We start from the raw sequence: 13,048 nt of genomic DNA on the forward strand, positions 1-13,048 counted from the left end.
TAAACTAAGCGTTTAACGAAAGGAATCTGGAACTCCATGAAGGCAGCCATTCATCCTTCGTACGAGGAAGTACGCGTCCACTGCGCCTGCGGGAACACTTTTAGCACCCGTTCGACGCACAAGGGCGACATCCATGTGGAAATCTGCTCCGCGTGCCACCCGTTCTTCACCGGCAAGCAGAAGCTGATGGACACGGCGGGCCGCGTCGAGCGCTTCCGCCGCAAATACGCCAAGAACGCGCCGGCGGCAGCCGAGAAGAAATAGCCCCCATTGGACAGAAGGAGCCCTCGCTGCGGCGAGGGTTTCTTCTTGAAGGCTAGTACCTCGGGACCTAAGTTCCTCAGTATCCTGGAACCGGGGCCAAAAATACCCAGGTACTCAGATACCGAGTTACGCCTCTCTGATTACAATAGAGGCGTGCAGAAGCGCTGGGAAAACCCGGTCTCGACCGACACCGCCCGTCCGCAGGCACCGGTGCCGGCATCCTTCCGCATCGGCGGGGTGACGCTCGCGCCGGCAACCGTGCTGGCCCCCATGGCAGGTGTGACCGACACCGTGTTCCGCCGCTTCATCCGCAACCTCGGCGGATGCGGCCTGATCATGACCGAATTCACCTCCGCCGACGGCATGTTGCGCGACAAGCGCATGCGCGGCCGCTACCTCCACTTCTACGACGACGAGCATCCCATCTCGGCGCAATTGTTCGGCAGCGATCCCGCGGTGCTCGCCGACGCCGCCCGCATGATCGAGGGCCTCGGCTTCGACCTGGTGGACTTGAACCTCGGCTGCCCGGCGAAGAAGGTGGTGAAGTGCAACGGCGGCTCCGGGCTGCTGCGCGACCTGCCGCGCATCGCGGAAATTTTTCGCGCCGTGCGCAGCGCCGTGACCATTCCCTTCACGGTGAAGTTCCGCGCCGGGTGGAACGACAACGAGATCGTCTGCGTGGACCTGGCGCGCCTGGCCGAGGATTGCGGCCTGCAGGCGGTGGCGCTGCACGCCCGCACCCGCGAGCAGGGATACGGCGGAAACGCGCAATGGGGGTGGATTGCCGAGATCAAGAATGCTGTGGGCATCCCAGTGATCGGCAACGGCGATGTTCGCACCCCGCAGGACGCCTGTGCCATGATCGCCCAGACGGGGTGCGATGCGGTGATGGTCGGGCGCGCGGCGGCGGCGAATCCATGGATTTTCCGCCAGATTGCGCAACATGCCGCCACCGGCGCCTACGACGAACCCACCGATCGCGATCGCTACAACATGATTCGCACCTACTTCCAGATGCTGGTCGAGGAAGAGTTGCCGGGCGCGGTCGGCAAGATGAAGCAGTTCGCTTCCTGGTTCACGCATGGTGTTCGCAATGGGAGTGCCCTGCGCAAGGCGGTGTACGAGGCGCGCGCGGAACGCGAAATCCTGGACCGCGTCGACCACTTTTTCCACGCCGCATTGAGCGAGCCTGTCGCCGTACCCAATTGAATGCACCGTAAGTCAGCCAAGCCTGTCGTGCTCGTCGATATCGACGGCACGCTTGCCGACGTTCGCCACCGCCTCCACTACATCCAGGGCGGAGGCAGGAAAAACTGGCAAGCATTCTTCGCCGGCATGGACCGCGACACACCTATCGCCTCGACCGTCGCCTGGGTGCAATCCCTCGCCGCTATTCACGAAATCGTCATCGTTACCGGGAGACCTGAGCAGTACCGCGCGGGCACGATCGCCTGGCTGAAGAAACATCAAATTCCGTTCACCGACCTCTTCATGCGCCGCGATGGTGACCACCGCCCTGACTACGAAATGAAAAAAGAGGTGCTTGCGCGTTGGCCCAAGGCGCGTATCAAGTTGGTGATCGAGGACCGGCCGCCGGTGTGCGATATGTGGCTGGAGCAGGGTATTCGCTGCGTTCTCGTGCACAGCGATGAAGCCAACCAGAGGGTGAACGAGCTCTATCGTGAAACCAGCTGAGCAGCCCATTCAGCAATCGAAAAATCACTAAGAGCCTGTAACAAAACCTTCATTACGGCGAATAAACGACGCAAACTTACGATATTGCCTGTTACCGCTCGTTGATAAGGCTCTGTTATCGACAATTGGCAGCAATAGATTAGAAAGCCGCCCCACAGGGCGGCTCGTCGAGCCTATTTTGTAGAGCCTCATTCGCTGATGACGTGGTCGGCCCACTCCACCAGCGATACGTAGATCGGAACCGTACCCCACTGCGCATTCCAATTACTCAAGTCTGCCTCCGTGACCCCACGGGCCCGGGAGCACGCCCCTCAAGAGAATACCGGGATACGTTTGGCTACAACCTTGGCCATGGTCTCACTCAACGGTGGCCACCCAATGGGCTTGACCATATCAACCGTCGCCTTGCGCATGAGATAAGTAGCCTCGTGAGTGAGAAATATCTGCACGTCATGGCCGGCCTCGGCCAGTGCGGCCCCGTGGGAAAACACGAACGATGCGCGGGTGGGCTCATCAGTTCCCCAAGAGCTCCTCATCAAAATGTGCAGCTTCTTCTTGGGTGCTTGAGGTTGCGGAGTCTGGGCCTCGCTGGTGGAAGCGGTAACCGCCCCGGCGGCGAGTGCGCCAGCAGCCAGTTGGGTTGTTTTTTCAAGAAAGGTTCGTCGAGTTGCCATACCCCACCTCCGGCAATCGCAGCGGAGTCTATATGAGCCGGCGGGCAGATTACAAACGTTGGAGCGTGGCATTGTTTTCGCGCAGGGGCAGGCAAACCTGCGCCGGCAGATGCCTGCCATCCTGGAAGGTGTCGAGCAGAAGATTACGTCGCGCATGCGCAACCTGCTCGATCATCTCTGGCAAGAGTTTTGTTACAGGCTCTAAATTCCTAAACCGGTGAAGCGGTGATCTTGCCTTTTTCATCGCGATCCAGAAACGCCGCCGGCGTTTGCGGCTCGTGCGTGAACACCACCAGCCAGTTCTCGCGTATCGCTTCCTCGTAAAACTTCTTGCGATTGTCGATGGTTTCCAGCGGAAACAGGTCGTAGCCCATCACCCAGGTCAGGTCCAGGTGCGAGAGCATGGGAACAAGGTCGGAAATGTAGCAGGCGGTCTTGCCGCCGCTGCGCACCAGCACCGCCATCATGTGGCGAGTGTGCCCGGAATAGACGCGCACGGAAATACCTGGAGTGATCTCGCCGTCGCCGCGCAGCAGCTGCATTTGCCCGCCGGCGATGAGGGGATCATAATTCTCGCCGATGTAGCTGACGCGGTCGCGCTCGTGCTGCTGGTGCCCGTGCTCCACCTCGCCCGCCTGCGTGTAGTAGCGCGCGTTGGGAAAGGTGGGCTTGACCTGTCCGTTTTCGACGTACGTATTCCAGCCGCAGTGATCGAAATGCAGGTGCGTGTTGATGACGATGTCGATCTCGGCGGGATCCACGCCGCCGGCGCGCAGGTTGTCGGGGAGCTGGGGCTGGTTCTGAAAAATATTGCGGCGCTTCTCGGGAAGCTTCGGCCCAATGCCGGTTTCCACCAGCACGGTGTGCTTGCCGTCACGGATGAGAAGCGAATTGCAAGCGAGCACGATGCGGTTCAACTCGTCGGCGCGGGCCTTCTTCTCCCACATCACCTTGGGAATCACGCCGAACATCGCGCCGCCATCCAGCAGGTAGGTGCCGTCGGTAAACAAGGACAGCTCAAAATTTCCGATCGTGTAGGCCATTGCTTTCCTTGCATGAAGCTCATTCGGCCCCAGGCCCAAATCAAGGTTGGCGTGGATTCATCAGGTACTGCTCGAACTGCCATTGAATGCGATGGTAGAGTTGCGTGCGATCCTGAGCGCCGCTGATGCCGTGCGTCTTTCCGGGATAGAGTTGCAGGTCGAACTGCTTGCCGGCGTTCACCAGCGCACGAATCATCTGCATCGTGTTCTGCACGTGCACATTGTCATCGCTGGTGCCATGGACCTCCAGAAGTCGCCCCCGCAGCGCATTCGCTGCATTCACCGGCGAACTGTCGGCATAACCCGCGGCATTTTCTTTCGGCAGGCCCATGTAGCGCTCGGTGTAGGTTGAATCGTAATCGCGCCAGTCCGTGACCGGGGCAACCGACACGCCGGCGCGAATACGATCGCTGTGCGTCATGGCGTACAGTGTCATGTAACCGCCGTAGCTCCATCCCCACCATCCGACGCGATTGGGATCCAGCGCCGGAAACTGCTTCAGAACCTGGTCGAGCGCCGCCAGTTGGTCTTCCAGTTCAACTTTGCCGAAGTGACGGAGGATGGGCGTGGCGAAAGCTCGTCCGCGCCCCGCCATGCCGCGATTGTCCACCTGCAGGATGGCGAATCCCCGCCGCGCCATGATGTTATGGAACAGGAAAGTGGCGCCGCCCCACGTGTCGCGCACCACCTGCCCGCCGGGCCCGCCGTACGGGTTCAGGATCACCGGAATACTGGCCGTCCCGGCCTGTTCTGCGCCGGGCGGAAGCAGCAGGTAGCCGTACAAGGTGGTTTGTCCGTCAGCGGCTTTGAGTTCGACCGCGCGCGGCGCGATCAGGTTGTAAGTGGCTATGGCGCGGGACTCCCAGAACGCGTGGCAAGTCCCCCCAATTTTGCATAACGACAACCGTGGAGGTGACATCAGCGCCGAAAAATTGTCCACGAAGTACTGCCCGTTTTCGGCAAACCTGGCCCGGTGAACCCCTTGATCCTGGGTGATCTTCTGCATCGACGTTCCGTCCAGCTTGGTCGCGAACACGTGGTCCTGGCGCGGATCGCCGGCGTTGGCCTCGAAGTACACCGTGCCGTTGGACTCGTCGACCGCGTCCACCCCGCTGACATCGAAATCTCCCTTGGTCAGTTGCCGTTCCAGCTTGGCCTCTGCTCCCAGCGGATTGTTCTTGTCGAAGCCGTACAGGTAAAGCTGCATGTGGCCATCGCGCCAGCTTGGCCATAGGAAGCGGTCGCCGGATTTCAGCCACGTGATATGGAAGCGCTCATCATCCAGGTAGCCGCTGGGGTCAGACTCGGTGAGCACCACCCGCGAACGGCCGGTGCCCGCGTCGGCGAAGTAGAGGTCCATCCTGGTGTGCAGGCGGTTCACCACCAGCGCGTACACCGTGCTGTTCCCGATCCAGCCAAAGCGCGGTATGTAAAAATCGTCAGCCGATGCGTCGCTCAGGCTAATCCAGCGCACCTTTCCACCATCGGTGCCTACAACTCCAACGCGAACCTGCGGATTGGGATCTCCCGCCTTGGGATACTTCAGCTCGTTGACCTTGGGATGCGTTGGCATCCAGTCCACCAGGGGATAGGTGGGCACCGGTTTTTCGTTCATTTGGAGAAACACGATGCGCCGGCTGTCCGGAGACCAGAAATAGTTGCTGCGCACCCCGAGTTCTTCCTCGTAGACCCAATCCACTTCGCCGTTGAGAAGGTTGTCGTCACCATCCCGGGTAACCGCTCGCTCGCCGCCTTCGCCCACAGGACGCTCCCAGATGTCGTGCTTGCGGATATAAGCCAGCCGCTTTCCGTCGGGCGAAAATTTGGGATTGGTGCTGCCTTCTGCGGCGGCTGTCAGCTGCACCGCAGTCGCGGTATCGAGCGAGTAGTACCAAAGCTGGCCGCGGCTGTCGAAGAGCAAGTGCTTGGAATCAGGCGCCCACTGGTACTCGGCAACCGAGTAGCGCCGGGCGCGCTCGCGCTGCTCCGTGGTCACTTTGCTGTCGGGCGGAAACAAGGACTGCAGCTTGCTTTCCCCCACCAGGGCTGCCTTTTTGCCGGTAGCAACGTCGATATACCAGAGCTGGGCGTGCTCTCCGGTTGCGTCGTGCTCAACAAAGGACACCTTGGCACCGTCCGGACTCCATGCAATGTTCTCCGGTTCCCGTCCGGTCACGCCACCCGGGGCGAAAATGGATTCTATGGTGAGCTGCGCCGGCGCCGCTGGGGGCTGTTGTTGAGCGCAAAGTGGAAGGCAAAGCAGTAGGACAGCGAGAAGGCGCACCATCATCCCTCACCTCATCAAAGTTGAAACGGAAAAGTGTATATCAAGCCCCCGGCCGGCAGCCGGACACGACGGGGCGTTAGTGGAAACTGAGGGAGGTGATGGTCAGGGTCGGGTGCAGCAAGATCCAGATGCGGCAGATTTCAAACAGGGCGAGGAGGATTCCGATCATAAAATAGATGGTGCGGGCTGTTTCCGTGGTGGGGGCGGCGGGCAGGGGAAAGCCACGCTGGCGGAAGGCGATCACCAGCGCACGTTCCTGCATGAGCACAAAATCGGCGATGGGCCGATGAAAAAAGGCAATCAGCAGCCCCAGCATCAAGCGCGTCAGTTCGACGATCATTAACGCAATGCTATTCACGGCAAGTACCCGCCTCAATCGGGCAAATGACCTAAAAGATGGAAAGGTATCTCAAAGATTACCCGAGCCGTCCCCGCCGCCTGTCACCCGTAATTCTTAGTCCTTCAAAAATTTCGGCGGACCCTGCCTTCCGGGTCAGCCCCACTGAGGCATGCTACAATTTTCGGTAGATCGGAAGTAGCACGATGAATCCAGACATACAGAATCTGAAGGAGTTGCAGGAGGCCGACCGCGAAATCTCACGCCTCTCGCAAGAAATTGCCGCATTGCCGCGCCGGGTGGCGGTTATCGAGGCCAAACTCGCCGATTCCAAAGCCCGCAAAGAGAAAGCGCTGGCCGCCATCAAGACGGGCGACGCCAACAAACGCAAGTTCGAATCCCAGATCCAGGACCTGCAGCAGAAGGTCTCCAAGTATCGCGACCAGATGCTCGGGGTCAAGACGAACCATGAGTACAAGGCCCTCACCGCCGAGGTCGAATTCGCGCAGCAGCATATTCGCGAGGCCGAAGACAAGATCCTGGAAGGGATGATGGCGGCGGAGTCACTGGAGAAAGATCTCAAGGCCGCCGAGGCCGAACTGAAGGCCGAAACCGCTGAAATCGAGAAAGAAAAAGCCGACGCCCGCTCGCGAACCGAGATTGACGAAAAAGAGCTTGCGGAGTGGAAGGGGAAGCGTGACAAGTTGCGCGCCGTGGTCACGCCCGACGTCCTTCGCCACTACGATCGCGTGCTGAAGCTGCGCGGCAGCGCCATGGCCGAGGCCGTCGACCACAAGTGCTCGGCCTGCCAGGTCATGCTGCGGCCGCAGGTTTATAACGATGTCCGTACCAACGAGCAGATCATCATTTGCGATTCCTGCCATCGCATCATCTGGTACGACCCGGCCCGCGACGTCCAGCCCGCGAAGCCAGCCCGGGATGAAAACGCGGTTCCGGCGGAAGCGGGTCCAACCGGCGCGTAACAGGCATCGGTTTCTGAGACAGCCTTGTCCTTACCTGTCCTGCACGTGAGTAGGCGAGCGGCGGCGCGCATCCGCCACGGTCACGTCTGGGTCTACCGTTCCGACCTGACGGCGAGTGATCAAGCCCCATCCGGCTCGCTGGTCGAGGTCCACGACGACTCGAGCAACCTCCTCGGTTCCGCCCTGTACAGCACGTCCTCCCAGATTGCCTTGCGCATGCTGGCGCCGGAGCGCCTGGACCCGGCGCAGCTGACTGAACTGGTCCAACAGCGGCTCAAGACAGCCGTCGGCTACCGGAGGCGGATCGTCGAGAACAGCGATGCTTTTCGCGTCGTCTTCAGCGAAGGCGACGGCCTCCCTGGGTTGATCGTCGATTGCTACAACGACGTGCTCAGCACGCAGGTTCTCACGCAAGCCATGGACCACGCCGAACTGCGCGACATAATTCTGCGGACCCTGCTGGAAGAATTCAAACCGGCGGCGGTGGTGGAGCGAGTGGAGCCGCGCATTCGCGAACTGGAGCAGTTGCCACCGCTCGACCAGGGCCTGCGCTTCGGAGATAAAACGCGCACCATCTTCACCATGAACGGAGTGCGCTTCCACTTCTCCGCGTTGGAAGGCCAGAAAACGGGCGCCTTCCTCGATCAGCGTGAGAACTACGCGGCGGCGGCGAGCTATGCGCGCGGGGAGGCCCTCGACGTCTTCTGCTACCACGGCGGCTTCGCCCTGCATCTGGCGCGCGTTTGCTCCCAGGTCACCGCCGTGGACAGCTCGCGCCCGGCGCTGGAGATAGCCGAGCAGAACGAGAAACTCAACCCGCGAGATGGACCCGAAATCGAGTGGATGGAAGCGAATGCCTTCGACCTGCTGAAGGATTATTCGATGGCGGGCCGCCAGTACGACACCATCGTCCTCGACCCGCCGGCATTCGCCAAGTCACGCAAGGCATTGGAGACTGCCATGCGCGGCTACAAGGAACTGAACCTCAGGGCGCTGAAGATGCTGCGCCCGGGGGGAGTGCTGGTGACATGCTCATGCTCGTTCCATGTGGGCGAGGACGACTTCCTTGAAATGCTGCGCGCCGCCGCCTTTGACGCGCGCCAGTCGCCTAAAGTAATCGCCAAACGCGGCCAGTCCAGGGATCATCCCGTGCTGCTCGCCGTGCCGGAAACCGCGTACTTGAAGTGCGTCATCCTGACGGTCTAGCTCAGACGCCGTCAGTTCGCAGCTTGACTGCGCTTGCTCGCTTTGCCACTCGCGCCGCGCCACAAGTCGCTGACCACGCGATATTCATGCGAAAGCGACGATGACACGCTCATCTCTCCGCTCACGACAAAGCGCTCGTGATTCTCTTCCAGTTCCTGCGGGAGGTAACGGTAGTTCACCATCACGCCAAAGGAGTCACGCAAGCCGTAGGGACGCATGTTGGCAAAGGGATCAATCGCCTCCAGCCGCGCGCCGTTGGAGAAATGAAACTGCGCGACCGGGTCCAGCGGCCGGTCTCCACTCCGCGCTTGAGTGATGTAGGCGAGGGCCAGGCGCCGCAGCGGTGATGCCAGCACTTTCTGATGGTCGGCCGGGCTGTTGAGCAGATGAAATACAGCCTCGACCACGTCGGTGTGTCCCGACTCCCGCTTCAACTCAGGGGCAAAATCTTCCAGCAATCGCGCCAGCCGCTGGTGAGTGAAGCCGTGTTTTTCATCGCGCGAATGCAGCGCCCGCGCCAGGTGAAGCACCGGGGACAAGGTGCTGTAGTTATCGATCTTGGGCAGCTCCCCTCCCAGCTCGTCCACCACTTGCTTGATCAGGAAATTGCCAAACGGAATGCCGCGCAGGCCGTCCATGCAGTTGTTGATGGAATAGAAAATTGCCGTATCCGCCTGCTCCGGCGGCAGCACCGGCGCGGTGATGTCGAGCAGCGGCTCCAGGTGTCGCGCCAGCCCCTTGGTGAGCGCCACCTCGACGAAGATCACCGGCTCGCCCGCCAATGCCGGTTGGAAGAAGGCGAAGCAACGCCGGTCCGCCTCCAGCCGCCGGCGCAAATCGGGCCAGCCGTTGATCTCGTGCACCGACTCGTAATCGATCAGCTTTTCCAGCGTCAGCGCCGAGGTGTGCCACCCGATGCGCTCCAGGCGCAGGAAGCCGCGGTTAAACCAGGAGCGGAACAGGTGCTTCATGTCGGCGTCCACGACGCTGAGCTGCGGGTGCGCACGGAGGTCGCGCAGCAGGTCGCTCCGCATCGCCACCAGCGACTCGGTTCCAGCCGGCGCCGTATTGAGACGTCGAAACAACTCCTGCCGAGGCGGCTCGGCCGCCTTGGCCAAGGTCGCCATGCTGGCCGCGCCCGGACTGCGCCGGTATTCCTCGATGGCGCGCTGGATTGTGTCGCGGTCAGGGCAGAAGTCAAAGGCCAGCATCTGAAAGAACGCCAGCTGCTTCTCCGGGTCCATTTCCTTGTACTGATCGAGAATGCGTTGCGACAACACGATTTGCGAAGCCTCGCCGCGCTGCGACAGGAGTTGCTGGCAGAGCAGGCGCATGTCGCTGCCGCGGGCGCCCCGCAGGCTGCGCAAGAAATTTGTGAAAAATTGCGGCATATTCCGGCTTTTCTCCCGCCGTTCTCACCTGAGTATAAGCGGTTCAGGGACGTTGTTGACGGACAGCAGCATCCCCGCCCCGCATCCCCGGCCAGCACCGCTTTGATGGCAACCTCGTTCGCGGAACCGAAATCCCACCTAGGTCCTCGGGAGGTATCTCTATGCGCAAGTTCGTATTCGTCGTTGCCGTGTGCTTATTGGCCTCGGCGCTTGCGGTGGCACAAGCCTCGTCATCTTCACCATCGCCGGCCCAGACTTCGCCTTCGGCAACCCAGTCGCCGAATGCTTCCCAGTCGCCGTCGCAACCGGCAACCCCGAAGAGCGGCGACACCTCGGTTTCCGGCTCGGTTTCCGGCTCGGCTTCAGGTTCGGCCCAGACTTCGCCTGCCAATTCTCCTTCTGGCCAGAACTCCAGCCAGACCGGCGTTAATAACCCGAACCCGCAGTCTCCGCAGCAGCCCATGCGCGCCGACAACCGTGGTGGCGGGCTGCCCTGGGGCTGGATCATCATTGGCATCGTGGCGGTCGTGATCCTGATCGCGCTTGCCACCCGCGGCTCTGACCGGGTCGAGCGAGTGGAACGAATTGAGCGTCACGACGACGATATCCGCCGCGTCGGCTAATATCGCTTCAATCTGCATGCCAAGGCCGCTCCTCCGTGAGCGGCTTTTGTTTGCGTGGCTTCGCTGCGTATGCGCTTAGTGGCTCGTCCGGTTACGGCAGTGCCAGTGTCGCTGGGAGCCGAAACGGACAGGCTGAAGCGCCTCGTTCGCAAGATGTCCCTGGAGGCGCCTTTCGCATATCATTTCGTGCGGCTGCAACGAGGTCATGCTGATGCTGCAACCAGCTGCTCCCACGGCGCTCTCGGAATGGCAAAATTTCTATGTCATTGTCGGTTCTTCTGCCGGGGCGTTGACCGGTCTGCAATTTGTGGTCATCGCGCTCGTCGCCCAGGCGCGGGCCGCGAACAGCATGTTGGAAATCCGCGCCTTCGGCACCCCGACGGTGGTTCATTTCTGCGCCGCCCTGCTGATCTCCGCCATCGGGACTGCCCCCTGGCACTTTCTCTCCAGCGCGGGGCTCGCACTCGGCGTCTGCGGGATCGGCGGAGCTGCTTACGCGGTCATGATCATCCGCCACGCGCGGCGCCAGACCGGGTATGTCCCCGACGGAGAAGACTGGCTCTGGTATGTCGTGCTTCCGCTGGTGGCGTATCTGGCGCTGCTCGCAGCCGCCGCGCTTCTCGCCTGGCGCCCTTCGCCGGCCTTGTTCATCGTCGCCGCGAGCGCGCTCCTGCTGCTCTTCGTCGGCATCCACAATGCCTGGGACACGGTTACCTATATCGCGGTCAAGCACTCGCGCCCGCCCAAGCAAGGCGATAAAACTTGAGCGAAGTTGCGGCGTCGCATCACCAAGTGATCCCGCTCGTCGGATAACTTCCTATCGTTCACGCTGCAAACTTTTGCATCTGACATTCGTTACTATGCCCGTAAACTCTTGACTTCCCGATGAAGAATTTGGATGCTGGATTGCGGAAATACCTGTTCAGGTGAACCTCGGGCGCTTCTCAGGGTGGGATCGCGCTCTTTCGTCCGTGTAGGGCCAGGCTTTTGCGAAGAATCTTACAAAGCATCGCTGGTGCTTCAGCGCTGCCGCGCACTTTTGTCCGCACTCGATTCCGGACGCTTCCACGCGGCCTGAGATGAACGAAGAACAACGGAGGACACTCATGAAAGCGAGTTCAGCGCTATCTGCCTGGCTCGTTCTGTTAGCACTCGCGGCGCCCGCGTTCGCCCAACTGATCCCGAATCCCGACGGCTTCACCGTCTATGACCCTGGCTTCCAGGTGAACTGGGCCGCAAACGCGAATCTCGCGCACGACCCAGCTTTTCAGATCAAGAATGTGAATCTCTCCGGCTCCATGGATTTTTCTACCGCAAAAAATTTCGTCGGTTTTCTTAACAGCCCGCAGAACGGACAGATCGGATATCTGAATCACAACACGTGGCAGCTTCCGGCCTTTCCTTTTAAGGACTCGTCCTGCGACTCCACCGGGCCGAAGCCGCAACAGAGCAACTTCGGATACGGTTGCACCGGCAGCGCCATGGGAGCCTTGTACAACAGCCCGGATAAGTTCCATATGACTTTCCCCGACACGGCGGTTCCCATGCCCGAAGTCCCATACGGGCCATTTCACAACTTCCAGCCATATATCTACTGGTCCGATTCCGATGCTCCCGGCCCAACCTCCGGGTACCACACCTTCTCCTTCAATAATGGATTCGAGGGTGCGAACGTCGATAAACACCAGATGTATGCGCTGCCCATGATGTGGGGCAAAGCGGCGGGCACAACCTTTCACGCGAGCGGGATCCCGGGGCTGGAAGTCAGCGATGATGCCCTGCTGGTCTATGACAAAATCGCCGACATCACTTGGCCCGCCGACGCCAATCTCGCGAAGAGCAAGAAATTCCACACGCCTTTATGCGCCGATTTGAAGGGCGAGACGTTTTGTATCAATGAAGACGGATCCATGCCTCACACCATCGCCGAGGCCTGGGTTTCCAACATGGCCCTCGAGGCTTACGCCGGTCAAAATGGCTGGGTATTGCCGCCGATCGGGAACGATGATCCCAACTGCAGCGTGCAGCACACCACTCCTGTAGAAGATGACTTCGGCTTCAACTGTGACGGCAGTCCTCTGGGAACGCTGTACTACGACCGCCTGAAGCTGGCTGCCGGAACGCCGATCGTCACAGCGCCCAACATCAACATTCACGGGTTCAACAACCTTCAGCCATACCTGTACTGGGGATGCACCCTGGCCGACAACAGCCTCAACCTCTGCCAGGACACTCCGCCGGCCGATGGCTTCGCATGGAGCTTCTCGTTCGGCAACGGCTTCCAGGGCACCGACGTCGTCGGCAACAATTTGTACGTCATGCTCTATTACCCGGAGACGCCGGCACAGGCGCTGGCCGAGGGCATCAGCGAATATCTTGGGACCGGTCCTCAGGCGAACGCATTCCTATCGCAAGCCACGGGCATCAGCTCGGCGCCCACCCAGGAAGCGAAGGCGGGCCAGCTGCAGGCGTTCATCAACCACGTGAACGCGCAGCGAGGAAAAGCTCTCACCTCGCCCCAGGCCGATTACCTGATAGCGTTGGC

At 60.7% G+C, this 13,048-nt stretch carries 14 protein-coding genes; 9 read left to right on the forward strand and 5 right to left on the reverse strand.

Going from position 1 to position 13,048, the window contains the following annotated elements:
• The first annotated feature begins 36 nt into the window (after positions 1-36).
• The 3 genes from rpmE to VFI82_12825 all read left to right on the forward strand — a co-directional run bounded on the left by rpmE (position 37) and on the right by VFI82_12825 (position 1,959).
• Entirely contained in the window at positions 37-264 is a 228-nt protein-coding gene (rpmE, locus tag VFI82_12815; protein ID HET7185563.1) for a 50S ribosomal protein L31, read from the forward strand.
• Positions 265-417: 153 nt separating this feature from the next.
• Positions 418-1,473, forward strand: coding sequence for a tRNA dihydrouridine synthase DusB (gene dusB / locus VFI82_12820; protein HET7185564.1), 1,056 nt, complete (start codon positions 418-420; stop codon positions 1,471-1,473).
• On the forward strand, positions 1,474-1,959 hold the full coding sequence (locus VFI82_12825; protein ID HET7185565.1) for a hypothetical protein: 486 nt from the start codon (positions 1,474-1,476) through the stop codon (positions 1,957-1,959).
• A gap of 311 nt (positions 1,960-2,270) precedes the next feature.
• Here the strand turns inward: VFI82_12825 and VFI82_12830 are convergent, their stop codons facing one another.
• Positions 2,271-2,633: a DsrE family protein gene (locus tag VFI82_12830; protein ID HET7185566.1), complete on the reverse strand. Its 363-nt coding sequence runs from the start codon at positions 2,631-2,633 to the stop codon at positions 2,271-2,273.
• Between the two features lie 58 nt (positions 2,634-2,691).
• Here VFI82_12830 and VFI82_12835 point away from each other — a divergent pair, with 58 nt between their 5' ends.
• Positions 2,692-2,838 (forward strand): hypothetical protein, encoded by a 147-nt coding sequence (locus VFI82_12835; protein HET7185567.1) that lies wholly within the window; start codon positions 2,692-2,694, stop codon positions 2,836-2,838.
• A 4-nt stretch (positions 2,839-2,842) separates the two neighbouring features.
• On the opposite strand, the gene VFI82_12840 is transcribed toward VFI82_12835, so the two are convergent.
• The 3 genes from VFI82_12840 to VFI82_12850 form a co-directional block, all read right to left on the reverse strand.
• A complete protein-coding gene (locus VFI82_12840; protein HET7185568.1) occupies positions 2,843-3,676 on the reverse strand; it encodes an MBL fold metallo-hydrolase in 834 nt (277 codons plus the stop codon).
• 40 nt (positions 3,677-3,716) lie between these two features.
• On the reverse strand, positions 3,717-5,801 hold the full coding sequence (locus VFI82_12845) for a S9 family peptidase (GenBank protein ID HET7185569.1): 2,085 nt from the start codon (positions 5,799-5,801) through the stop codon (positions 3,717-3,719).
• Between the two features lie 238 nt (positions 5,802-6,039).
• Complete coding sequence (locus tag VFI82_12850) at positions 6,040-6,303, reverse strand: hypothetical protein (protein HET7185570.1); 264 nt, start codon at positions 6,301-6,303, stop codon at positions 6,040-6,042.
• Between the two features lie 203 nt (positions 6,304-6,506).
• On the opposite strand from VFI82_12850, the gene VFI82_12855 reads away from it, so the two are divergent.
• Together VFI82_12855 and VFI82_12860 are read left to right on the forward strand one after the other, a co-directional pair.
• Positions 6,507-7,283 carry a C4-type zinc ribbon domain-containing protein gene (locus tag VFI82_12855; GenBank protein ID HET7185571.1) on the forward strand — a complete coding sequence of 259 codons (777 nt, stop codon included), beginning with the start codon at positions 6,507-6,509 and terminating at the stop codon, positions 7,281-7,283.
• Between the two features lie 24 nt (positions 7,284-7,307).
• Entirely contained in the window at positions 7,308-8,489 is a 1,182-nt protein-coding gene (locus VFI82_12860) for a class I SAM-dependent rRNA methyltransferase (GenBank protein ID HET7185572.1), read from the forward strand.
• Positions 8,490-8,500: 11 nt separating this feature from the next.
• Here VFI82_12860 and VFI82_12865 read toward each other — a convergent pair whose 3' ends face one another.
• A complete protein-coding gene (locus VFI82_12865; protein HET7185573.1) occupies positions 8,501-9,880 on the reverse strand; it encodes a malonyl-CoA decarboxylase family protein in 1,380 nt (459 codons plus the stop codon).
• A 161-nt stretch (positions 9,881-10,041) separates the two neighbouring features.
• Between VFI82_12865 and VFI82_12870 the strand changes: the two genes are divergently transcribed.
• The 3 genes from VFI82_12870 to VFI82_12880 all read left to right on the forward strand — a co-directional run.
• Positions 10,042-10,503 carry a hypothetical protein gene (locus VFI82_12870; protein ID HET7185574.1) on the forward strand — a complete coding sequence of 154 codons (462 nt, stop codon included), beginning with the start codon at positions 10,042-10,044 and terminating at the stop codon, positions 10,501-10,503.
• Positions 10,504-10,714: 211 nt separating this feature from the next.
• Positions 10,715-11,269, forward strand: a complete 555-nt coding sequence (locus tag VFI82_12875; protein ID HET7185575.1) for a hypothetical protein — start codon at positions 10,715-10,717, stop codon at positions 11,267-11,269.
• Between the two features lie 340 nt (positions 11,270-11,609).
• Positions 11,610-13,048: hypothetical protein (locus VFI82_12880; protein ID HET7185576.1), on the forward strand; the 1,439-nt coding region annotated here is incomplete at its 3' end.

Source organism: Terriglobales bacterium (assembly GCA_035691485.1).
GTDB lineage: Bacteria > Acidobacteriota > Terriglobia > Terriglobales > Acidobacteriaceae > JAIQGF01.

Coding starts and splice junctions, on each gene's coding strand:
- VFI82_12875 (HET7185575.1), top strand. CDS start 10,715: ATGCTGCAACCAGCTGCTCCCACGGCGCTCTCGGAATGGCAAAATTTC.
- VFI82_12865 (HET7185573.1), bottom strand. CDS start 9,880: ATGCCGCAATTTTTCACAAATTTCTTGCGCAGCCTGCGGGGCGCCCGC.
- rpmE (HET7185563.1), top strand. CDS start 37: ATGAAGGCAGCCATTCATCCTTCGTACGAGGAAGTACGCGTCCACTGC.
- VFI82_12830 (HET7185566.1), bottom strand. CDS start 2,633: ATGGCAACTCGACGAACCTTTCTTGAAAAAACAACCCAACTGGCTGCT.
- VFI82_12855 (HET7185571.1), top strand. CDS start 6,507: ATGAATCCAGACATACAGAATCTGAAGGAGTTGCAGGAGGCCGACCGC.
- VFI82_12825 (HET7185565.1), top strand. CDS start 1,474: ATGCACCGTAAGTCAGCCAAGCCTGTCGTGCTCGTCGATATCGACGGC.
- VFI82_12870 (HET7185574.1), top strand. CDS start 10,042: ATGCGCAAGTTCGTATTCGTCGTTGCCGTGTGCTTATTGGCCTCGGCG.
- VFI82_12850 (HET7185570.1), bottom strand. CDS start 6,303: ATGATCGTCGAACTGACGCGCTTGATGCTGGGGCTGCTGATTGCCTTT.
- VFI82_12840 (HET7185568.1), bottom strand. CDS start 3,676: ATGGCCTACACGATCGGAAATTTTGAGCTGTCCTTGTTTACCGACGGC.